Below are 21483 nucleotides of genomic sequence, written 5' to 3'. Positions count from 1 at the left end.
AACGGGCGATGGACATGGATTGGTTTTGCAATTCGATACTCAGAAGAAGGTGGAAGCGGTTTGGGATGCACAACGCGTGTCGAACCGTTCCAAAAACAACATGAACGACAACGACGACAGTTCCGATCGCGGGGACCTTGCCCCGCTGCCAAGCCGTGCAACGAGAAACATACCCAAGCGATCCCGTGCCAGTTCACGAGGCGCTATCCTTGCGCACCTACCATCCGACAATCATACACGCGTCATCCAGTATGAGAGCAAACTTGAACAGCGGGTGCTTTGGCTGTTCCTGGCCAACAAAGATGTCGTGGACATCAGAGAGCAGCCTGTACCTGTTTTCTATACGGATCATCTAGGGCGTCGCAAATCCCATGTTTTTGATTTCTGGGTTCAGCTTAGGTCTGGGCGACGGCTCGCAGTTGCAGTCAAGCCCGCCAAACATGCGCTCAAGCGAAACTTTGCGAGAGAACTTCGGCACGTTCGGCGGTCTATGCGCAAGACATTTGCCGATGATGTCGTGCTGATTACGGATCAAGACTTTCAACGCGGAGAAGCGATCAATGCCCAAAGGTATTGCGAGTTTTCGTGGCATCGATGCAGACAGACGGAAATTGAGCTTCGCGAACTTTTGGCATCGGTCGAGCTGCCAGCGCGGATAAGTGCGCTTTGTGATCAGCTTGCCAAAGGTGGGAAGGGATTTCGAGCGGTCTTCCTGGCAATCTATGATGGCTTGCTGGTGGCTGACCTTACCCGACCTATTGGCATGGACACGCTGGTGACTGTGGGAGGTGCAGCATGACTGCATTTATGCGGCTATCGCGCTTCGATCGGCTTGTCGTTGACGGCATCAGCTATCAGTTCAAAGCACAATCTGATGTTGAAGTTGTTTTTGAACGAACGGATTCAGCATTCAGGACATGGATATTTACCAACTCAGAACTGAGGGACACCTTGAAGCTCCCGACAACAGTGTTCGAGCGGGATTACTTTCGACCGGAGGCGGTCAAACAAAGAAGAAACGCCAATGTCGACGCTATCGGCGATCTACCGGAGAAAATGCGCGGGCAGGTACTTTGGAAGCTGGCCTATTGCCAGGCTTTCCGTTCCCTCGAAACCGAGGGCCGCGTGAACCGCACTGACGCCTCTATCGAAGCAGCCTTGCCGCTGATGATGGCAATCGTTGACCGGCAAGATGTCGTCAATCAGTACCAGTGGAAGCGTCCTAGAGCGGGGCGAGAGATAACACGCCGCAAACCACCTTGCGCCACATCGCTCCGGAAATGGTTGAAAAAATACGAAGAAGGTGGCCAATCGCCTCTCAATCTGATCCCGCGCTACCATCGGTGCGGGAACAGATCAGACCGTTTTTGTGGTGCTGGTCGGCGCATCATCGCGGAGGCGTTGAACGAGTTCCTTACGCAGCAGCAGGTGTCGGCAAAGATCGTCTACGATGAGTGTAAAAGGCGCTTTAAGGAAGAGAACCAGCGACGTCAGAACGCGGGCCAAGCTGAACTTAGACTTCCGTCGAAGCGCAAGATAGAGAGGGCGGTCAAAGCACTCGATCCATATTTTACTCGGGTTCATAGGCGCGGCGCAGCGGAGACCAACCGCGACTTGGTGATCTGGGAAAATGGACTGGACGCGACATACCCTCTTGAGCGCGTTGAGATAGATGAGTGGAACGTCGATCTCATCGGTATTCTGGCCGATAGGGGCGCGCTGGATTCACTATCGCCCGAAGAACTGGCGCAAATCGAACGGGGACGTCGTTGGCTGTATGTCGCTATTGATTGCGCGACGCGGTGCATTGTCGGTATGCGACTGGCTGTCCAGCCGAATACAGCGGATGCCATTGCAACTTTAGCCGACATCACACGCGACAAAAGCCAACTCGCCATAGCAGCGGGCTGTTCGGGCAGTTGGGACCAGAGCGGCGGCCTCGTCTCCGTCGTGACCGATCAAGGCGCTGCGTTTGCAAACGATGTGTTTCACACAGCCGTTCATGATGCAGGCGGCCATGTGGAGACGCCCACTGCGGGTGTGCCCAAGCTTCGTGGGAAGGTGGAACGGGTTTTCGGGACATTTGGCACGGCGCTTATGCCGCGCCTGATCGGGAGAACCTTCGGCAATCCCAAAAGCCGAGGTGATTATCCGTCAGAGGATGTAGCATCTATTTCAGACGACGCTCTCATGCAGATGCTCGTTTTGTATGTGGTGGATGTGTATCACAACCAGCCGCATAAAGGGCTGAAGGGCGAAACGCCGCGTAATTGCTGGCAGCGTTTATCGGCGGAAAAAGGTGTTGCACCCGACATTTGCGATCGAACACGCAAGCGGGCATTTGGTCTCAAATTAACTCGAACCGTCACCGGAAAAGGTGTGTCGGCATTTGGTATTGATTATACCTGCGCCGCCCTTCGGCATTTCTTCCTGCATGATCATGACACCGAGGTCGATATCCGTGTTGATCCAACCGATCTGGGCTGGATCATGGTTCGTATCGGAAAAGAATGGTTTGCGGCCATCGCGTTGCAGCGATGTTTTGAGGGTGTCTCTCTGGAAGACTGGCGCGCGGCGGCACTGGAACTCAGACTGAAACACCGAAGTGAAGCTGCGCTTTATGAAGATGTCGTCGTGGGCGCGCTGAAGCGGATCGCTCAAATCAATGCACAAGAACAAGACCGGTTCGGCAACCACCTTCGCCGTATTACACCGCAAGGATTACAGCACGCGCATGATGATTTGTTCCTGGGCCTGAGCATTGAGGCCGAACATCCAGGCGGCTTTGATCTTCCCCCAGAGAAAGACCTGTTTGGTCGACTGATCCCACTCTCAGAAGAAGGTGAAGAAAATTCCGAGGAGCTGACGACTGATGACCGTTCAAACGAAAGCCAAGCGCGCGATCAACAAGATTGGAGCTGGGAAGATGATTGATCATTCCGACATTCAGAGTGTCGATATTCAACTGGCTAAACTGAGGACGCGTTTTATCACACATCAGCCCTACCGGGACCTTCAGGAGCAATTTGATCGATTGTTGCGCCGTCGTCGCGCGGTCTTGTCTCTCGACACGTATCTTGAAGCAAAGGGCATTGCGGTTGTGGGCGCGTCAGGGAGTGGCAAAACCACTGCCGTAAACAGGTTGATCAGTAGGTATTCAGGCCAAACTGATCCTCAAGACAGAAATGCTATTGCCGAGATTGTCAGCTTACAGATCCCATCACCCGCGACGCTTAAGTACGTTGGATCTTCAATGCTGCATGCCTTGGGGTATCCCTTGCAGCGAGACAAACCTGCCGCATTCATCTGGGATCAGGTTCGCCATTTGCTCAGGGAACGCCGAACTCTTTTTGTGCATCTTGATGAGGCGCAAGACCTCTATTCCAATACCAGTCCGATGGCGCGTGACGCGGTCGTGAATACGCTCAAATCACTGATGAACAACAAGGACTGGCCGGTCGGTTTGATCTTGTCAGGCATGCCAAAGGTGATCGACATGATCAATGTAGATGACCAGCTCAAGAGGCGGATGAGTATTGTTCAGTTGAAGGCGGTGTCGGTGTCGTCCCATAGTAATGAGATCGCGACGATGCTGGAGCGGTATTGCCAAGTGGCTGAGCTGGCAATTGGAAAAGACCTTCAAAATTGCGACTTTCGAGCACGCCTGGTTCATGCGGGGGCCAATGAATTTGGGTTGATCATTGAAACCGTTTTGGCGGGCGTCGAGGACGCGTTGCTTGCCGGTCACGCTGAGCTCGGCATCGGGCATTTCGTGACAGCGTTTCAGCGGAAATCCGGCTGTATTCCTGCGCTCAATCCCTTCCTGGCTTCAGACTATCTCGCAATCGATCCGCGTGCCGTCATGGGGACAGTGAGTTTCAATGGAATGTTGACAGAGAGTGGAGGAAAACATGGAGCATAAGCTTGCATTTCCACTGAATCCTTTTGAAACACCCACGTCATATGTGTCACGATTGACCCGTTACTGTGGTCTCAGCTCTCCAACCACTCTTTGCGCCGATCTTGGGTTCAAATGGCACGACTATGTTCGTGGAGATGAAACGCTTCTAGCACGTATTTCGGCGGTTGGAGGTGCAGACCCTGATTTGTTGTCGCGATGGTCCATAAAAACAATCGGAAACGGGCGTTACACGATCCGCGGGCACCGATGCGCCAAGGGAACAATTTACAGGACACGTGTGCAAGTCTGCCCAAAGTGCCTTCGCGAGGATGCTGAACAGCATGGTGAAAATGGTGCCTACCGCCGCTACTACTGGCAACTGACATCCATTCGTTGCTGTGCAAAGCACTCAGTTGGGTTATTGCAGCTTCCGACCGAGCAATATGCGATCAACGCCTATGATTTCGTTGGCCAAGTGGAGAAAAACTGGGATTTGATCTTGGCTGCTTCGGAGAGCCCGGTGTCGCGCGAACCATCCGAGTTTGAACAATATGTCTTCGATCGATTGGAAGGGGTAAGGCAGCATACGTTTCTGGATGGTCTATCACTTCATGCGGCAACAAAACTCTGCGAAACGCTCGGTTTTGTGATGCTTTTTGGGCCTTTAGCCAAACTCAGCAAGGCCACGGAAGCGGAAATGCACCGAGCAGGGAAGGCGGGGTATGATGCTTTGAAATCTGGCCAGGACGGTTTGCTGGATACGTTGGGAACGTTGATCTCTGATCAGGCACTGTCAACGATACGCCAGAAGTCAGATCTTGGTGCATTCTATGAATGGATGTATCAGACCCCGTTTCCAGAAGAAGTGGAGCCCGTCCGCCGCATCGTGCGAGAATATATCTTTGAGCACTACCCGGTGCCGGATGGTTACGAGGTACTTGGTCGCGCGTGTTCGAAACGGTCTGTTTATACTGTCGAAGCGGCCTGCAAAACGCTTGGAATGGAACGCAAACGTATCGGTCGATACCTTATCTTCAACGGCTTGGCTGAACGTGGTGGGAGCGTTGATGGCATATCCTTGAAGCGCGCAATCGAGCATAAGGACGTGGCTACGATGTCCGACGAAATTCAAGGGCGGATAACGGCCACCGAAGCTTTGAAGATGCTCCATACAAAACAAAAGATGCTTCAGGATTTGTGCGAGCTGCGTTTGGTAACTCAAGAGCTTGATGCTCTGGATCATCGGCCAAAATACGATCGCGCAAAACTTCAGGCATTGATGACTTCGGTGGCAGACCGCGCTGCCAACACCTCCGGCAGTGTCGCAAATCTACTGCCGCTGGCGGACGTGGCGCAGCGATTGAGATGCCGATCAGCAGAGATTCTGGCGCTCATCGTGGCTGGTAAGCTTAAGGCGATCTCTGCCGACATGGATCGCACCGGTCTTGATGGTATTGCGATTGATCTCGACGAAGTCCGCTGTGCTTTGCCCAAATTGGTGATGCCCGGCATCACGCGTTCCGATGCTGCGACAAAGCTGCGGGTGACCCACCAGACGATCAACTATCTGATTGATCAGAATTTGGTGATGTCCGCACGTATGCGTAGTCCAAAATCCCGACAATCGGTCACCGCTATTTCTGAGGCTAGTATTGAGAGGTTTCTGTGGACATACGACACTCTGGGGCTCATGGCATTTCGATACCGAAGAACGCCCGGGCCATTTGGGTGTCACCTCGAAGCCCGGGGCATTTACCCACTGGATACACCGCCAGGTGTCAGTCGGCTCTACAAGAGGCGTGGATTGGAAGCGCGATTGCGCAAGATCGGACTTGTTGTTCCAACAAGCAAAGAAACCCAAAGTGCGGATCGTACTGCGGAGTGACTGCACGGTTTTATTGACTAGGGAAGCACCAACAAAAATGCAAAACTGTGGTATCGTGGGTGCATGCAAGCTGGCTGGTCAAGACAGAGTGGTCGCGTTGCTGACGATCGGAAATCCTCCAACTGGAAAAGGTGCTAGATTTTTTCGCAATGGATAGGAACCAGCCTCAGCAAAGAGTGCCAATGACCAGCACGCGAGAGCTCAAAGCTGAGGTTCACGAGCTGGAGCGCAGCGGCGCAGTTTCGACACCAGCGGGGCAAGCGAGGTTGCGAGAAATTCTAAAGATTCTTGGCGTAAACCTGAACCCAGCCGAGGGCGAAGATATCGACCGAATGCAGGTCAGAACTGAGCCCTTCTCTGACGAGGAGGCGTGGCAAAACACGCCTCCGTGTTTCCGGCATATGCTGCCACCGGAGGTGATCCAGAAGTTTGACAAAGGATAGCTGACCGGCGGTTTGGGTTTTGTGCAGTTGATGTTTCCATAGTCCCATTTTGCAAGGGCGCCAGTCAACAAGCCCTAGCACAAATAATCGGTGGTTTGGTTGCCCAGCAAGCCTGGCTCTGGTTTAGAAGGACAGATAGTCTTTGCCAAAATTGTTAGGTTCCAAAGGTTCAAATATGGCCCGTGTCTACATCCTTATTTCTGACCACGACGCCCAATTCGGCGACGACCTTCAAACGGTGCTCTCGGAACATAATCACAGAGTGCAATCTTCGATTTACAAAGAAACAGGCACAAACAACTTCCATGAGGATATATATCAATCAATTTCCCAAGTTGATGTGCTGGTAATTGTAGCGCCAAAGGATTTTAGCGATTTAAGAGCCACCGAGAACGAATTTAAGAGAGTTAAAGACTATTTTTCTCAGCTTGGACTTCTAGAGATAGTAGAAATACGGCTTATCGAAAACGGTGACATCGAGATTGTTAGCAGTTTCGAGAGAAGAAGGTGCGAAGGTCACGATCTTGATGAAGTTGGAACAGTAATCGGAAATGCGCTCAGATACAGAACTGATCGCCAGAGACAAAAAAGTGAGCTCAGGCAGGCCGTTGAGGCAAGTGCAGCGGAGTTTATCGAAAAGAGCCAAAAGAACTTGAAGGAGCGGGAAACTCGCAATCGGAATTATGCTCACACGTGGTACGTTTTTGCCTGTGTTGTTCTTTTGGTGGGGGTAGCCCTGAGCCTATGGCGGCTTGGGGAAGTCAACAAAGCTCAGTCGAACGTCTACAGCCTGCTGGAAGTTGGTTTGCTCGGCCTAATTTCGATGGGTCTGATAATCGCCATTGCAAAATTCTCATTCACCTTGGGCAAGTCGTACATGGTGGAGTCGTTACGGAATGCCGACCGGAGCCATGCAATATCCTTCGGTGAGTTCTACCTCAAATCGTTTGGCGCAAACAGCGATTGGTCAGAACTCAAAGAAGCATTCCAGCACTGGAACATCGACAGTGGTTCAGTATTCTCGGAACAGCAATCCGCCGATTTTGACCCCAAGTTGATCGAAACGGCATCGGCGCTGGCAAAGGTAATGGTCGATAGTTCCAAGAAGGTGAAGTGACGATGGTTGTTGTCTGGCGGGAAAGGGTTCCGTACTAACTCCAATGAATGGCCGTCACTCAACCAGAGATCGCTTCACATAAAACCGCTTCAACGACGTTAGTGGTTGGGTATGGCGCGGCAAGTCACCCAATGGTTGCGAAAACTTGCCGTTAGAGACACCTGTCTTCAATGACCGCAACGCGGACCAAACGGCCATTTGGGTTTTGTAACCAAATGGCCGCTCTGATTGGCCCAGGGGGCCCGAAGCTGCAAAAGTGGCCAAAATCTAGAACATTTGTGAACGCATGAAGCAGCCGCCATTCACTGCGGTTGTGCCAATGGCGGCAAAATTCTGTTCCTCGCAGCGAATGAAACACATATGGGACCGCGCGAACGAGGTACTTGGGCAATGTATCCTGTCGTCTTGTAATATGAGAAACGGCGCATCAGCGACGCAACTTGTATTGATCAAGAACTCTACCCAGCAACCGACAAACACGTCACACATCGCAGCTTCGAACTACAAGGACAAGTTGAAAGTCAAAGTACTCAGCCTTGGATCGAATTGACTGAGGCCAAAACCAATAGCTTCATCATAAATCATCTTCGCTGCTTCCTTGTCGGCACCTAGACCTAGAAGATGTAGAGGATCACCGTAGTTGCGCCCTGGTGGATTTGCGATTGTTGCCTCTATATGTCTGAACTCATCCCAAGCTTGAACTTGTTTTACGGTCAATCGGCCGAAACCATGTAACTCTAGTACGTTGTGCGAATAAACGGATTCGAAAGACTGTTTGCAAGCCCGTTCCCAAAGCTCCTCAGACACATCACGATAGAGGTGATAGAGTTGTGAGCCGACAGGGCGGTCGGCCTCTATCATGCGAACAGCCATACGAGACCGTGCTTCCACGTCGCCTGTTTTTGCAACCATTGAAGCGAATTGAGCATGAAAATACTCCATGTCCCAGGCGTTGATTAGCTCTAGCGAGGACATTCCAAGTTTTTTGGAAAAATGATCCAGCCGTGTTTTCGTGAAAATGGGCATCGTGGAGTTCGGATCAACAGAAGAAATCGGAACAACGCGCTTCTCACGGATTTCAAATAGCTCGGCGGCTTTTTCTGCGACTTGTTCATCAGTGCGCTCGCCAGCCATACCTTCAAGAACAAGGAGAGCCTTTTCCCGAATTTTTTCAGATCCTTCTGCTGCGAATCGTTCAAGGATCGGCGTGTCAGTTGGATGGCCTCCAAGCTCGCCTATAACCTCAGACCTCCAGGACTCCCATTTTAGGGTGTCTAGAGAATCTAAAAGCCGATGTGCAGCGGGGCGATCTTTGGCCAAAAAGTTTGAAAATGATGCAACAGGAGCTGCATGACGATGCCAGTTCTCACTCGTAGGGGTCACTTGGGAATGAAAGGTGGGGCCTTTACCACAACGAATACCTAATTCCGCCGCTTGATCGACCCAAGGTTGATATAGTGGAAGAGGTTGCCAGCTATAATCCGGGGTCGGAAACCAATCGCAAGGATGGGCTACATAGCCACGTGCCGCTGCGAGCGACAAAAGGTCAACCATCCCTGTGTTGCTTGCTTGTGCATGCTCAACAACCAAGCGGAAAGCATCGCGCGCGCTTGCCTCCATACAGGGCAGTTCCAAGGGCGACAGCTTGGCCGCCGAGTCTTCATCAAGCTGAAATACCACGTTGATGCTCCACTGAAACCCGAAAAACCGTTCTCTAGAATTCAGAACATGTCTTATGGAATTCTGTCATTTCTAAGGAAAAAACTCAGAAACGGACGTTCGCTGCGGTCTACGCAATGCACAGGTTGGGCTCATTTCGGGCTTTCTCTGTGTCTTAGACCAATGGCAGCCATCAGGCTGCTTTGATGCGATGGAAGACCTTTGAGTCGCAAATGGCAAAACTGGTGCGCCGAGGAAATTCCAGTTGGTTGAAAATCAATGCTTTAGCCGCGCCGCAATGGCAAAACTATGTGTCGCCCAACATAAATCAACACATTGAAAATACTAATAAAAGTATTTTGACAGTTTGCTACCTGCCAAAACGCCTGCCATTCCGATTCTTCGGCAATTAGCCCTTTGCCACAACTAATGGCGGCTCATTCGGGAATGACCGAATATCGAACCACTTGAAGCAAGTCCCATCAGCATTGCACTTGTCGCCCATGTGTATCCGTGCGCCAATCGTTCGTTGTCGGATCAATGCATCTCTGAAAGCTCAAAGATCCAGCAGCCGCCAACGCATGATTCTCTGTCCATCAGGGCCAGCGTGGCCGTAGAACATCCAATCTCCGTGCCCATTAACAATCTTAGATAACTCGGTCTCTGCGCCCGTTGGTAGTTTGGCCCGAATGGTGAACTGGTGCGGGTACCTATCTGCATATCCGTGGCGTCTCACCCTTGCTGCAATACGCATATCCTTCCTTTACTCTTGCAGTAGAGCTTCTGCTATCGACAATGCTTCGCAAGACGTCGAGGCCCGTAAAGCAAGCTTTTTCCCCTGCCAGGTATCCAAGTACCCAAATAGCTTGCCATAGGAATTGTCCATCACTACGTGGCGCTTGCCCATCATGCTGCATAAAATATGGCCATGCAGGCGGTCCGTCACGACTATCTCGCCCGACCCAAGCAGTTCAATTCCCCGTTGCAAATTGCATCGGCTCCAATTCCAAAAAGCGTTGTCAACGAGGCGCATAAGCAAAGCAGATGAGTAAGGTGTTGATTCTGCGATCTTAGGTGCCAATTCGATTTGTAATTGCGACCGTTCTTCATGTGCCCAGTCATTGACCTGTAGAATGCTTCCTTGTTTTTGCTGGCCAAACAAGTCCACTTTTCTTTCACGATCATCACGGGTCAAAGCCAGAATCGGGACTGAAGGCTTTCTTTTTGCAGCGAGAGGGCCCAATGCATAAGCCAGATCAGGACAAAGCACTGAAGTGCAATCAAAATTCCTCCGGGCAAATTCCAGACTGGCTGTGTCACGCACCATCAAGGTGAAATCAGGATGTTCTGCAATAGCCGCCTGTGTTTCCCTGACGGCCTCTCCGCTTTCATCCGAGAAGTGTATAGACTGCGGCAACTGCACGATTTTGTAGTCGCGAAATAACCTGAGCGTATTTGCACGGTGGCTACTATACCACTCCCACACGTCACCAAAATTGCCTCCGCCCAACAGAAAAATTGTCCCGTCTGGCATGAATTCCCGCAACCTGGTCGGATAAATCAATGTCCGTGAGACAAAACGCGGCCTTCGCCCAAAGTGGCTCCTGAGTAGCTTGTTCGTACCAAGCCAAATTGCATTGTCACCTACGTTAGCATGCGCAGGGAAATCGAGCAGTGCCCAATTGGACGACGGTTCACCGCCCAGGACATCATCCAATGCAATTTCGATGCGATTCAGGGTGGACCCGAGGTAAAACTCTGTACTTTCTACCATAAACTTTTCTTGTTCTTTATCACGTCCATGGCAGACGCACGCTTTCTGCATTCCAAATCCCAGTCCTCCACCGGATCACAAACCATCTGCGTGAATGGCCGCATTGTGAAAACGATACGATCCGAAAACCTTAGTACCTCAGCGCAATGGCTACTTGCGTTCAGTGAAAGCATCCCACCGCGCGCGTAGTCGACTTGCAAAAGAAGGCGGGCGATTGTGGTTGGGACATTGCCTTTGCGTTGCACCCTTTAGCGCCTGTTCAGGCGTCGGGAAGTTCAGCGCAACAGACGACAAGGGCTGTTGGACGTTGTTCATAAGTTCCAGAGCATCGGACACTTTTGGCTGAAGGTCGAGCCATCTTTGTTCCTTATCCCCAGGGTCGATGATATTTCGGCATTTTGGTGATCCGCAGCCACACTGAAACTTTGCACCGACATTGTATGTGGCATAATCTGACGTGATCTGCTCGCCCGCATGGATATCCCTTATGGCGATTTCGCAGTCGTAGCCACGGACCAGGCACGAGGTTGGGTCACAGCTGTGGTTTTGATACCGGCCGTTGTCCCAATTCAATATGTAGAGGCCCTGATCGCTGCGGTAAGCGTATTTCAAAAAGTCGCGATAAAGGACATCTGGAAGGCGCTCGGTACGTTCGGGCGTCAAGACGATATCCAGCGTGTCTCGGCACCAGGTTATTGTGCCTTTTGGGATGTCGGCAGTTGCCACAATGCCCGAACCTGTGGCGTCGTTGATTGCGACGAGCTGTGTATCAGGATGTATCACGTGGCTGCTCTTTTATGTTGGCTTGTAGCGTGTTCGGATGACCGGGCTAGCACATTGGATTCGTGTCGTGGTCAGGAGATGAGTTCTCGGACGGCAGACCGAAAATACCTTAACGATCGCGCGAGAGAACCATCTGATTTGTACATTGCTGGCATGAAGGGACTGACTTGTTCCTTGATATCCCGAACCCATGGTTCAGAGCAATTTCGCTCGTCTGCAAAATCGATCAAGGGCAGCAGGTCACCCATAGTTCCGTCGCTGAGTTTTAGCTGCTTGATCATGCGGCGCTCAAACTTGGTTTTGAAACAAATGAGTTCGTCCTGACCAGCGGCCCTGAGAGCCAAACGGGTTTGAATGCACTTGTCACATTCTCCACAGTTCTCCGAGCGATCATCGCCTTCCCAACAAAACTGCGCCAATTCCAGCATTTGACGCCATTCTTCGGCCAAGTAGGCAATTTTCTGGGGACGCGAATATCCCGCACCGTCGTGGATAATCTCGATTTCATCGCCCGATAGCAGATAGTCAGTAGCCGGACTGGACCCCCAGGCATGCGGAACGAAACTGACGTAGTTATAGGGGTCCGAGCTGGCGATTGCCCCCGCATAGTTGTCGTGTGCATAAAGGTGCAATATCCCGGCAAGCGCGGCACCATGGCTATGCTCCCAATTGGACGGCAAACTGTCACGGAGCGATGTTTTCACGACATGCAACTCGACGCCGGCAGCATCGGTTATTTTCTCGATGCGTTTACGAAGAGCGTCGAAGTCTTTTTGATTGGAACGGGGAATGTCGAAACCGTGAACCAGAACGGCCGATCTGGATGTTCCATCGCTTGCAGTATTGATAGGACTCAGAGGTCTTTGCAGCGTAAAAATCGAATCCACACCGCCCGAAAATGTCTGGATCACACCACGGTTTTTTGTCTCTCGTGCGGTATCATCGGATCTGGCGATGCCCTGTGGTTCGATCTCCACCATCTGATACCACCCCGGGTAGTGACAATGCCAGGCTTCCTGAAAAGCGATGATATTGCGATAGAGCTTTTCGCTAATGACACCGTCTATCTTCAGCCGTTTGCAGTGCTGCATAGCGTGGAAAATGACCAGGCACAGCGGGCTATCCAACGTCAGTGGATCTGATCCCGGCGCGCTTAGTTCGGTATGCACGCGAACGGTGTCGCCATTGTCACCATGAAGAATGATGTTTTGTCGGCCTAAGGACGGCGCGTCTTCGACCTCCAATGTTAAAGTCGTCATTCCTATTCCAGATCAGGTTTGGCAAAGCTCGGAGGCGAACATGTGACCACTTAGCATGATCGTTGCGGGCATTTCTATCTATGGGACGATTTGGACAGCTCGGCCTGAATATACTGTGGCAACATATTCAGGCGCATGTACCTTTCCAGCAACTCTTCCGGGACCGTCAGCACATTGCCAATCGTCTGCCTGCAATTCTCGGACTGACACTGACAGGCCATGCTCCAGTCCTCGGCGGCTACGTCGGAACTGACCGTGGTGGAATAGTCGAAGGTCACCTCTTCCCCAGCGCGAATATCACGAATGGCAATCAGTTCATTCTGCCCTCTTATCCCGGTGTTTGGGGAGCAGCTGTGATTAATTGCCAAGGATTGAGCATCCAAATCAATGTACAGATCATTGTCAATTTGCAGGGGGTCGTCCGGAGACAGTTGATCGCTCAGAATCCGGCGATTGACCTCTTCAAAATTCAGCACCTCACCACTCATGCGCCTGATGAACTGGCCTTCCGGGATGTCAGACGTCGCGAACGAACCCCGCCGATCGATATCGGAATTGCCCACGGATAAGGATTGCGCATTTTCGGGTGGAAAGGTGCGAGTTTCGCTTGCGCTTTGTCGACGTCCGAAAGTTCTTAGAATTGCATGTTTGAGGGAGGCCAACAATTCCATGCGGGTCCTCTTCATGGTTTAGGATGCCACCGGGGGAGTACCTTATAAGTACACTGGTAGCAACCGTGCCGTTCTTGATCCGAAAGTTCGAGCGTGATGTTGAAAATGTGCTTTCTACCCGTCGTTCATCCCTGGTTCGTACGCCTATTTGGGTGGCTTGTCGAAATCCCCTGTGCCGCGTGAGCCTCATTTGGGTCGATGGTGCCGCTATTCATTGAAGGTGGGACGCGGCCTTCGGTGAATGGGCAAAAGGAAAGCCAGGCCCGGCGATATTATTCGCCCCACAAAATCCGATTGCCTATTTTGAAAGCAATTCCCGCCTTAGATGAATAACTCATGGTCTCTCTCGACAAAACAGGAGCGTCCTTGATGCGTGCATTCAAACAGAAGCATGGTTCGAATTCATTGGAAAAACTTCCTGAATTGCCGTTGGGGCGCAGGGTGCCCAAGAACCTTGAGCGACCTGCCGGATTTCTCCGTCCGGGCGAGCCGCAGTCGTTTCCTCCGCCGGACTGGGCGACGCCTCATCATCAGGGTCACATCATTTCCGTCGCGCCAACCGGTTCCGGGAAGGGGGCAAGCCATCTCATTCCTGCGCTTCTCACGTGGCAAGGCCCCGCCGTTGTGCTGGACGTAAAAGGAGAGGCCTGGGCAACGACTGCAGCTGCCCGCAAGCAGATGGGGCATGAGGTCGTGCTGCTGGACCCTTTTTCCCTGTTCCCCGAGGATGACGCCGGGGCCTTCAATGTGCTGGATTTAATTGACCCCAATCGCCCCGACTTTCAGGAGGAATGCTTCGCACTGGCAAAGCGCGTGGCCCCCGATCAATCGGTCAGTGACCCGTTCTGGGATCAAAGTGCGGTCCAGATGATCGCCGATCTGGTGGCCTATGTTTGCGGAGAGATGCCTCGGGGCCTGCGCAACCTGCCGGAAGTTGCATATCAGGCAATGCAGTCGAACAAAGACCTTGAACTGACGGTCAAGGATTGCCGGCGGTCTGGCAATACTGTCATCCGGCGGGCGCTGTCTCAGCTTTCCGGTGCGGAAGCGAAGGTAAAAGCTTCGATTGTGTCCACGGCGCAGCGATGGATGCCTTCCTTTTCAAGCTCGCTTATCCAGTCTTCGATCACAAAAACAACGTTTGACCCCGCCGCTTTGGTTCGCGGTGAAAAGATCACAATCTATATCGTCGTGCCGCCGCATCGGCTGACAAATGCAGGACCAATTCTGCGCCTTTGGCTCGGCGCGCTGATGGCGCTGTTTCAAACCCGAATGACGTTGCCGCCGCGGGAAACGCTGTTCCTGATCGACGAAGCGTGGCACCTTGGCTTTCTGCCGGAATTGGAAACGGCCACGACCTTGATGCGCGGATACGGGGTGCGTTTGTGGAGCTTTTGGCAGGACCTGGAGCAGATCTCCTCGCGCTATCCCAAGTCCTGCGCAACCATTTTGAACAATACCTCGACGATCTGCGGGTTCGGGTTTCACAATTCCGCCGCGCAAAGAGAGTTTGCCGACCGGCTGGGTTTCCCGGATTGGGCGCACAAGCCCTTGAAGCCCCGCCTTGCACTGCTGCACCGGGCTGGCCAGCGAGGGCAGTTGATTAACCTGGAACGATACTTTGAGATGGAGCCGTTTCAGGGGCTGTGGCGGGCCGCACCGCTTAGCCCCACGCGATAAACTGCGGATCCTTGGCCCAGCAGAAACAGAAATCGAAGGACCCAAAGTCCATTCGGACCGGTTTGGAGCCCGGCAACCCGTTAGAGTTGAAACAGGCCAAGAAGCGTGATTTCCTGTTCTCGTGAAGGCCAGAACTCCTGATTGGTTTTAGGTGCAAATGGTTGAATCCGTGGGGCGCGACATATCAAGCCGTGCCGTTTGGGTTTAGGGATTTCGGTTGGTTAAAAAGGGGTCGGGGATGGATCGTGGGAAAGAATTTGCAGATCTTGTGCATGGCGTTTTGACGAACACCGCAAGAGGACAGTTGACTGAAATCGCTGAGTCCGTGGGTCTGTCTTATGATGCGTTCTACGCCCGGCTGCGCAACCGTGTCGTGTTTTCACCCGAGGAAGTGCGGGCATTGATCGCAGCTGTGCCAGATGCGCGAATTGTAAGCTGGGTTTTGCTGAACACGGGCTATATTGCTGCCGAGCGCGGTGCCTTGGACGAGCCCAACCTGACGGAACAAGAAAGCTTGCGCCATTCGGTTATCCGAATGCTTATTGAAGCATCGGAAGCCGCATCGCAGGTCGAGACCGCGTTGCGCGATGGGCATGTGGATCATCGTGAGGCTATCCAAATTCAGCGGGACATTGAAAATGCGGAACGCGCGATTGCGACGTTGCGAGCCCATGTCGCTCGCTACCGCTGTGCGTAGTTCTGCAGTGTTGCCAAGCGCTTGACCTCACTCACGCGAACCTGATCCAACGGTCTCGGTTAGATCAGAAAAAGGGGCGTCGGCAATCAGAGCTTTGTTGCCGAGAACGGCGTCAGCAAATGCACTTGCTGGCGGTGATGCCAAAGTGAACATACAGAAGGGCATTTGCGGCATGTGCCCCACTCACAGGCACCGCGATTCCATTCCATGATGAAAAACATGTCCTTTTTGGGGATGCCTTGGTGCCCACCACAGGTGTGGAAAACGTTCCCAAGCGCGGTTCAGGCTTTTGCGCGAAGGATGGCAATCAACCGTTCCGTCGCGTCCGAGAGCGTTTCCTCGTCAAAGGCAGCGTATCCGAGCAACAACCCCTGCAGTTTTTCAGGTAATACGCAGTGCGCTGACAAGGCGCTGACGCGCAGGCCGATTTGCTCGGCCCGCTTGCTGATCTCAAGATCGGACATCCGATCAACCAGCGATGCCGTTGGCGACACGCATAGGTGCATTCCGGACGCGTCTGGCTGAAGGTCCAGAAGGTCTGCAACCGGGGCCAGCGCGTTTAGCAGATGGCTCTGACGCCGGGCATAGACCCGCCGCATCCGCCGCAGGTGCATGGCAAACTCGCCGCTGTTCATGAACGCAGCCAAAGCCGGCTGCGGGATCAATGAGGCGCGCGGGCCGACATGGCGAAGATAGGCCACCGTGCTGCGCAGAAAGCGTTTGGGAACCACCAGATACCCGATCCTCAGCGCCGGACTTACCAGTTTTGAAAAGCTGCCGAGGTAAATCGTGTTGTTCAGACCGTCGAGTCCCGAGAGCGAGGGCAGGGGGTGCCCGCGATATCGGAATTCACTGTCATAATCGTCTTCAATTACGACGGCACCGGTCTGCTGTGCCCAATCCAACAGGGCGACCCGGCGGGACAGGGGCAGGCTTACACCTGTAGGATAATGCCGTGATGGGGTGATGATCGTGGCGCGTATACCGCTTGGAATGCGTTCGATATCCATCCCGTCCGCGTCGATGCGGACGGGATGGGCGCTGTTGCCCGTGTCGGCAAGGATTGTGTGCAGTTTGGGCCAGCAGGGGTCTTCAACCGCGACCTGTATGCCCGCGCCAAGCAGGCCGTGGAAAATCACCTCAAATGCTTCGCGTGCACCCGAAGTGATCACCACCTGACCGGGATCGCAGGACAGGTGACGCCACGCAGCAAGGTGGTCCGAGATCGCCTGACGTAACGGATGCCAGCCCAGCGGGTCCGGGCGGGTCAGAAGCGCCGGCGACGGGCTGCGCCAGGCGCGCTCAAGGTAGCGAGCCCACTGCCGGTGTGGCAGCAGGGTTTGATCGGGCAACCCGGTTTGAAAGGGGCGCCATTCCTCGGCCACCGGACCGGCCGGTCGGGGGATCGGCTGAGGCTGCGACAGGTGGGTGATTTCGCTGGCGACAAAAGTGCCACTGCCCTGCCGGGTGACCAGATACCCTTCGCTGATCATCTGATCATAGACCGCCTGCACCGTCGTGCGCGAGATCGAAAGCTCGGACGCCAGCGTTCGACTGGCGGGTAGGCGCGCACCGACCAGATTCGGAGATTTTGAGACGATGGACCGTAACGCATCCAGCAACTGGGCCTGCAATGACGTCTTCAGCGACGTATCCAGTGAGATCGCAAACAGGTCTCGATCCAAATTGGCCTTAGAAAAAGTTTCAAAATTGGACATTTGCTGACATCCAATATCCGGGCATTACGGTCATGGCAAGAACAAACCCGAGCTATGACTATGAACGAGACACTGGATATCACCGACAGAACGCGCCTGCGCAGATCGCACGAGCGGGGGCATTTCGACCGCGCCACGATCAACCAAATTCTGGACGCGCAACCGATGTGCAGCGTGGGATACGTGATCGATGGCAGGCCATTTGTCACGCCAACCCTGCAATGGCGCGAGGGCAATCACGTCTATTGGCACGGCTCCTCGGCCAGTCGCGCCCTGCGCAATGCGCGCGATGCACAGGTGTGCCTGTCGGTGGCGATCCTTGATGGTTTCGTTTTGGCCCGGTCGGGTATGCACCATTCGGTCAATTCGCGCTCGGTCACGCTGTTCGGATCGGCATTCAAGGTCGAAGAGCCTGAGGAAAAACTGCAAAAACTTGCCCGGTTCGTGAACGGCCTGTTTCCGAGGCGCTATGAAGGTCTGCGGCCGGATTACGCGCAGGATTTGAAGGCGACCATGGTGCTGGGCATGGAGATTTCCGAAGGCAGCGCCAAGATCCGCACCGGCGGACCCAAGGATGAGGAAGAGGATTACGGCCTGCCGATCTGGGCCGGGGTCATTCCCGTCCACACCACGGTCGGCGACCCGATCCCCGATCCCCGCAACATCGACGGTATCCCGGTGCCCGCGCATGTGCAGTCTTTTCAGTTGTAGGGCAGTGACATGACAGACCTTTCGGTGAATCTGAACGTTGCAGCCCTGCTTCGAAACCGGCGCGAACACCCGTGGCCGGATGTGGTGGATCTGGCCCGGATCGCCCTTGCAGCGGGTGCTGCCGGTGTGACGGTGCATCCCCGGCCAGACGAACGCCATACCCGGCCCAGCGATGTGCGGGCGCTGCGGGTGCTGCTTGATGCAGAGTTTCCGGACCGTGAGCTGAATGTCGAAGGCTATCCCGATCCCGGGCTTTTGTCGCTTGTTCACGAGGTTCGCGCGGATCAGGTGACGCTTGTGCCGGATGATCCCGCGCAGGCGACAAGCGACCATGGCTGGGATTTCGAAACGCAGGGCGCGATGCTGGCAGGGGTGGTTGCCGGGCTTAAGAGAAACGGCCATCGTGTGTCACTGTTCAGCGACCCGGACGCGACACATATGGGCCATGCAGCCCAGACGGGGTCTGATCGGGTCGAGCTTTATACTGGCCCGTTTGGTGGTGCCCACAGCGATCCCGTTGCTGAAGATCGGGAGCTTGAGCGCCTGGCCGAAGCAGCAGCTGCAGCCAAGGGGCAGGGCCTGCAGGTCAATGCGGGTCACGATCTGACGGTTAGCGGGACGCGAAAGCTGATTACCCGCATCCCGTCGATTGCAGAGGTCTCTATCGGCCATGCGCTGTTCTGCGATGCGTTGACATTCGGGATGGCCGAAACTGTCCGCCGCTATCTGGGTTCCTGCGCATCTGCCGAAGGATGAAAGCTGCCAGGGAACAGAGCGGTCGAAAAGGGCAACGTTGAAAGCAGGAATGCACCCGGCCCTGGGTGCGCGCACGCGCCTCGCCTGACGGATAAGCTTGGCCGCCCGTTCGAAGCTCGTCAGGCTGAGGGCGTGCTTTCGCGTTCGTGGTGGCTGAAAATCAACTGGCTGGACTGGAACTCGGACCTGAAGTCGGCCGCTCGGCCGGACAGCGCGCCGTAAAATTTCAGCAGGCCGGGTTCGATAGGACGTGCCTGCGCGATGCAATCTTCGCAGATCGCCTCGACCTGATCCGGTGGCTGACGACCCCGAATGGCCTCAATCAGTTTCTTGTGGGTTGCGTCCAGCTTTTGGAACGCGGGCGTGTCCAGCATGGCGTTGTCGCCCACCAGAATAAAGACGGGCTCCAAATCGGTGCGGCCCTTGAGATCGACATACCCGGCCTCGAGCATGGCCATGTCTTGCCTGGTTTTTTCGTATACCGAACAGGAAACCAGGATGTCATAGTCGACATGGCGGCAACTTTGTTCGATCCGCGCGGCGACGTTCACCACATCCCCAATCACGGTGTAGTTGAACCGGCGTTTGGACCCGATATTGCCGACGCAGGCCCGACCGGTCGCACAGCCCGTGGCCAGGGCAATCGGTGGCCGCCCCGTCATGACGTCCGAGGCATTGAAGTCGGTCAACGCCTGCCGCATCAACAGCGCCGCCTGCGCCGCGCGGCAAGGGTGATCCTCGACCGGAAGCGGCGCGTTCCAGAAGGCCATCACCGCGTCGCCGATGAATTTGTCGATGGTGCCGCGCTCCAACAGGATCTGATCTCCGATCTGTGAAAACAACTGGTTCAGCAGGGTGACAAGATCTGTAGCCGACACCGACTCGGACAGTGGGGTAAACCCCCGGATATCGGAAAACATCACCGTGATTTCCTGTGTTTCGCCGCCCAATTGCAGCTGATGGCCCGTCCCCTCCATCTCATCCAGGATTTCGGGGGCGACATAGTGCGAAAAGATCTGCCGGATCACCCGCTTTTCCCGCTCGGTCGAAATGAAAAGATAACCTGCGAGAAGGCCGAAATTGGCCATGCCTCCCGCCAGCGGAAAGGTGACATCGAACAGAACCAGCTGGTTCTGAAACGCCAGCCAGCTGATGGCAAGAACAACCGCCGCCGAGGCGCCGCCCGCCACGAACGAGGCCACCGCGCCGAACCGGGCCATGACAGCCGTGACCACGATGCCCAGAGTGACGAAAGACAGCAGCTCAAGGGCGGCGGTTACATCCGACCGGCTCAGCATCTCCCCGGTAAGGATCTGTTCCAGGATTTGCGCGTGGATCGTCACGCCCGGAACCGATTCACCCAGCGCCGTCTGGTGCATGTCGAACAGCCCTGCGGCCGAGGTGCCGACCAGAATGATCCGGCCCTCGATTTCGGCGCGTATGGCGGGATCGTCCTGCATCTGCATGATGTCGTCGGCCGATAGGTACAGGTCCGGATTGTCGCGCCTGTACCGAACCCAGACTTCGCCGTTTTCCGTGGTCGGCAGCCGAAATTCTCCGATCTCGACCGCCAGCATGATGCCGGCTTCGTCCGGCGTGCCCTCGGCAATGACGATGGATTCGTCCAGCGCGACCCTGAGCGCTTCGATGCCCAGCCCCGGCAGCGCCCCGTCCGGGCCGCCCCAAAGGACGGGAACACGGCGTATGATACCCATACCGCCCAGAGGCGAGACATTGACCCCGCCGATGCCCGCCGCGCTGCGATCCAGCGGTGGGGCGGGGGGCGTCCAATGAGGGACCGAAACCAGCCCCGCGGTAGGCATTTCTCCGATTTCGATGATACCGGCGTGGGGCGTGACGGCCCGTCCGTCACCGGATTGTCGGGCGGCTGCCCCCAGGACAACCGGCCAATTGGCGATCTCCCGACCGAACAGCACGTCATTGTCCATTTTCGAGGCATGGTGGTCCACCGAAACCACACCAGCAAGCGCCGGATCATTCAGCAGCCGCACGGGTGAGAATCTGTCAGGTTCGATAAACAGCATGTCAAACGCGATCGAGGCGGCGCCGTATTCGCCCAGATTTCTGACCATCTGCGCCAGCAAGGTTCTGGGCCAGGGCCATTGCCCCCAGTTGGCCAGCGACTGTTCGTCGATATCCACCACGCGCACAGGAAGGTCCGGGTTGTATTCGCGTGGTGAAATGCGTTGCAGCAGATCAAAATAGATCAGCCGTGTCATCCGCACCGGGTAAGGGTCGAGAACCCTGATAAAACACCCGAACAGGATCAGTCCAAGCCCCACAAGCTGAAAGGCTCGTCGTCGCCCTGTTCTTTCCCTGGGCTTTCCGGTCACGTTAGCCTCCGAATGCCGTGGTCATCCCTGCACGTGCGGGCGTTGCCACGACATCGTCTGAAGTGGTGTCATCTA

Annotated in this window: 18 protein-coding genes; 11 read left to right on the top strand and 7 right to left on the bottom strand. The window is 54.6% G+C overall.

The window, feature by feature from the left end; genetic code table 11:
* The first annotated feature begins 25 nt into the window (after positions 1 to 25).
* The 6 genes from ACOQFT_RS03460 to ACOQFT_RS03435 all read left to right on the top strand — a co-directional run bounded on the left by ACOQFT_RS03460 (position 26) and on the right by ACOQFT_RS03435 (position 7346).
* Positions 26 to 799, top strand: coding sequence for a TnsA endonuclease N-terminal domain-containing protein (locus ACOQFT_RS03460; RefSeq protein ID WP_421596666.1), 774 nt, complete (start codon positions 26 to 28; stop codon positions 797 to 799).
* The gene (locus ACOQFT_RS03455; protein ID WP_421596665.1) at positions 796 to 2934 is read left to right on the top strand and encodes a Mu transposase C-terminal domain-containing protein; all 2139 of its coding nucleotides are present in this window, start codon (positions 796 to 798) and stop codon (positions 2932 to 2934) included. Before ACOQFT_RS03460 ends, ACOQFT_RS03455 begins: the two co-directional genes overlap by 4 nt.
* A complete protein-coding gene (locus ACOQFT_RS03450; protein WP_421596664.1) occupies positions 2873 to 3922 on the top strand; it encodes a TniB family NTP-binding protein in 1050 nt (349 codons plus the stop codon). The genes ACOQFT_RS03455 and ACOQFT_RS03450 overlap by 62 nt, the downstream gene beginning before the upstream one ends.
* Entirely contained in the window at positions 3912 to 5786 is a 1875-nt protein-coding gene (locus ACOQFT_RS03445; protein WP_421596663.1) for a TniQ family protein, read from the top strand. Before ACOQFT_RS03450 ends, ACOQFT_RS03445 begins: the two co-directional genes overlap by 11 nt.
* Positions 5787 to 5968: 182 nt before the next feature.
* Positions 5969 to 6229, top strand: coding sequence for a hypothetical protein (locus ACOQFT_RS03440; RefSeq protein ID WP_421596662.1), 261 nt, complete (start codon positions 5969 to 5971; stop codon positions 6227 to 6229).
* 175 nt (positions 6230 to 6404) lie between these two features.
* On the top strand, positions 6405 to 7346 hold the full coding sequence (locus tag ACOQFT_RS03435) for a hypothetical protein (RefSeq protein ID WP_421596661.1): 942 nt from the start codon (positions 6405 to 6407) through the stop codon (positions 7344 to 7346).
* Between the two features lie 501 nt (positions 7347 to 7847).
* On the opposite strand, the gene ACOQFT_RS03430 is transcribed toward ACOQFT_RS03435, so the two are convergent.
* A complete protein-coding gene (locus tag ACOQFT_RS03430; protein ID WP_421596660.1) occupies positions 7848 to 9026 on the bottom strand; it encodes a hypothetical protein in 1179 nt (392 codons plus the stop codon).
* Positions 9027 to 9238: 212 nt separating this feature from the next.
* Here ACOQFT_RS03430 and ACOQFT_RS03425 point away from each other — a divergent pair, with 212 nt between their 5' ends.
* Entirely contained in the window at positions 9239 to 9418 is a 180-nt protein-coding gene (locus ACOQFT_RS03425; protein WP_421596659.1) for a hypothetical protein, read from the top strand.
* A 350-nt stretch (positions 9419 to 9768) separates the two neighbouring features.
* Here ACOQFT_RS03425 and ACOQFT_RS03420 read toward each other — a convergent pair whose 3' ends face one another.
* The 4 genes from ACOQFT_RS03420 to ACOQFT_RS03405 all read right to left on the bottom strand — a co-directional run bounded on the left by ACOQFT_RS03420 (position 9769) and on the right by ACOQFT_RS03405 (position 13492).
* Positions 9769 to 10830 (bottom strand): polysaccharide pyruvyl transferase family protein, encoded by a 1062-nt coding sequence (locus tag ACOQFT_RS03420; protein ID WP_421596658.1) that lies wholly within the window; start codon positions 10828 to 10830, stop codon positions 9769 to 9771.
* Between the two features lie 99 nt (positions 10831 to 10929).
* Positions 10930 to 11562 carry an SET domain-containing protein gene (locus ACOQFT_RS03415; RefSeq protein ID WP_421596657.1) on the bottom strand — a complete coding sequence of 211 codons (633 nt, stop codon included), beginning with the start codon at positions 11560 to 11562 and terminating at the stop codon, positions 10930 to 10932.
* A gap of 71 nt (positions 11563 to 11633) precedes the next feature.
* The gene (locus ACOQFT_RS03410; protein ID WP_421596656.1) at positions 11634 to 12821 is read right to left on the bottom strand and encodes a hypothetical protein; all 1188 of its coding nucleotides are present in this window, start codon (positions 12819 to 12821) and stop codon (positions 11634 to 11636) included.
* 74 nt (positions 12822 to 12895) lie between these two features.
* Positions 12896 to 13492: an SET domain-containing protein gene (locus ACOQFT_RS03405; protein WP_421596655.1), complete on the bottom strand. Its 597-nt coding sequence runs from the start codon at positions 13490 to 13492 to the stop codon at positions 12896 to 12898.
* A gap of 336 nt (positions 13493 to 13828) precedes the next feature.
* Between ACOQFT_RS03405 and ACOQFT_RS03400 the strand changes: the two genes are divergently transcribed.
* Positions 13829 to 15172, top strand: a complete 1344-nt coding sequence (locus ACOQFT_RS03400) for a type IV secretory system conjugative DNA transfer family protein (RefSeq protein WP_421596654.1) — start codon at positions 13829 to 13831, stop codon at positions 15170 to 15172.
* 238 nt (positions 15173 to 15410) lie between these two features.
* Complete coding sequence (locus ACOQFT_RS03395) at positions 15411 to 15869, top strand: phage regulatory CII family protein (protein WP_421596653.1); 459 nt, start codon at positions 15411 to 15413, stop codon at positions 15867 to 15869.
* 281 nt (positions 15870 to 16150) lie between these two features.
* Here ACOQFT_RS03395 and ACOQFT_RS03390 read toward each other — a convergent pair whose 3' ends face one another.
* Positions 16151 to 17587, bottom strand: a complete 1437-nt coding sequence (locus ACOQFT_RS03390) for a PLP-dependent aminotransferase family protein (protein ID WP_421596652.1) — start codon at positions 17585 to 17587, stop codon at positions 16151 to 16153.
* Positions 17588 to 17647: 60 nt separating this feature from the next.
* Between ACOQFT_RS03390 and ACOQFT_RS03385 the strand changes: the two genes are divergently transcribed.
* Positions 17648 to 18298, top strand: a complete 651-nt coding sequence (locus ACOQFT_RS03385) for a pyridoxamine 5'-phosphate oxidase family protein (protein ID WP_421596651.1) — start codon at positions 17648 to 17650, stop codon at positions 18296 to 18298.
* Between the two features lie 9 nt (positions 18299 to 18307).
* Positions 18308 to 19054 carry a pyridoxine 5'-phosphate synthase gene (locus ACOQFT_RS03380; RefSeq protein ID WP_421596650.1) on the top strand — a complete coding sequence of 249 codons (747 nt, stop codon included), beginning with the start codon at positions 18308 to 18310 and terminating at the stop codon, positions 19052 to 19054.
* A 119-nt stretch (positions 19055 to 19173) separates the two neighbouring features.
* Here ACOQFT_RS03380 and ACOQFT_RS03375 read toward each other — a convergent pair whose 3' ends face one another.
* Positions 19174 to 21408, bottom strand: coding sequence for a CHASE2 domain-containing protein (locus ACOQFT_RS03375; RefSeq protein ID WP_421596649.1), 2235 nt, complete (start codon positions 21406 to 21408; stop codon positions 19174 to 19176).
* Positions 21409 to 21483: the final 75 nt, after the last annotated feature.

It is taken from the genome of Ruegeria sp. MALMAid1280 (genome assembly GCF_049195285.1).
GTDB lineage: Bacteria > Pseudomonadota > Alphaproteobacteria > Rhodobacterales > Rhodobacteraceae > Ruegeria.
The sequence above is the reverse complement of the archived record's forward strand: the minus strand, read 5'-3'. Positions and strand labels throughout refer to the sequence as shown.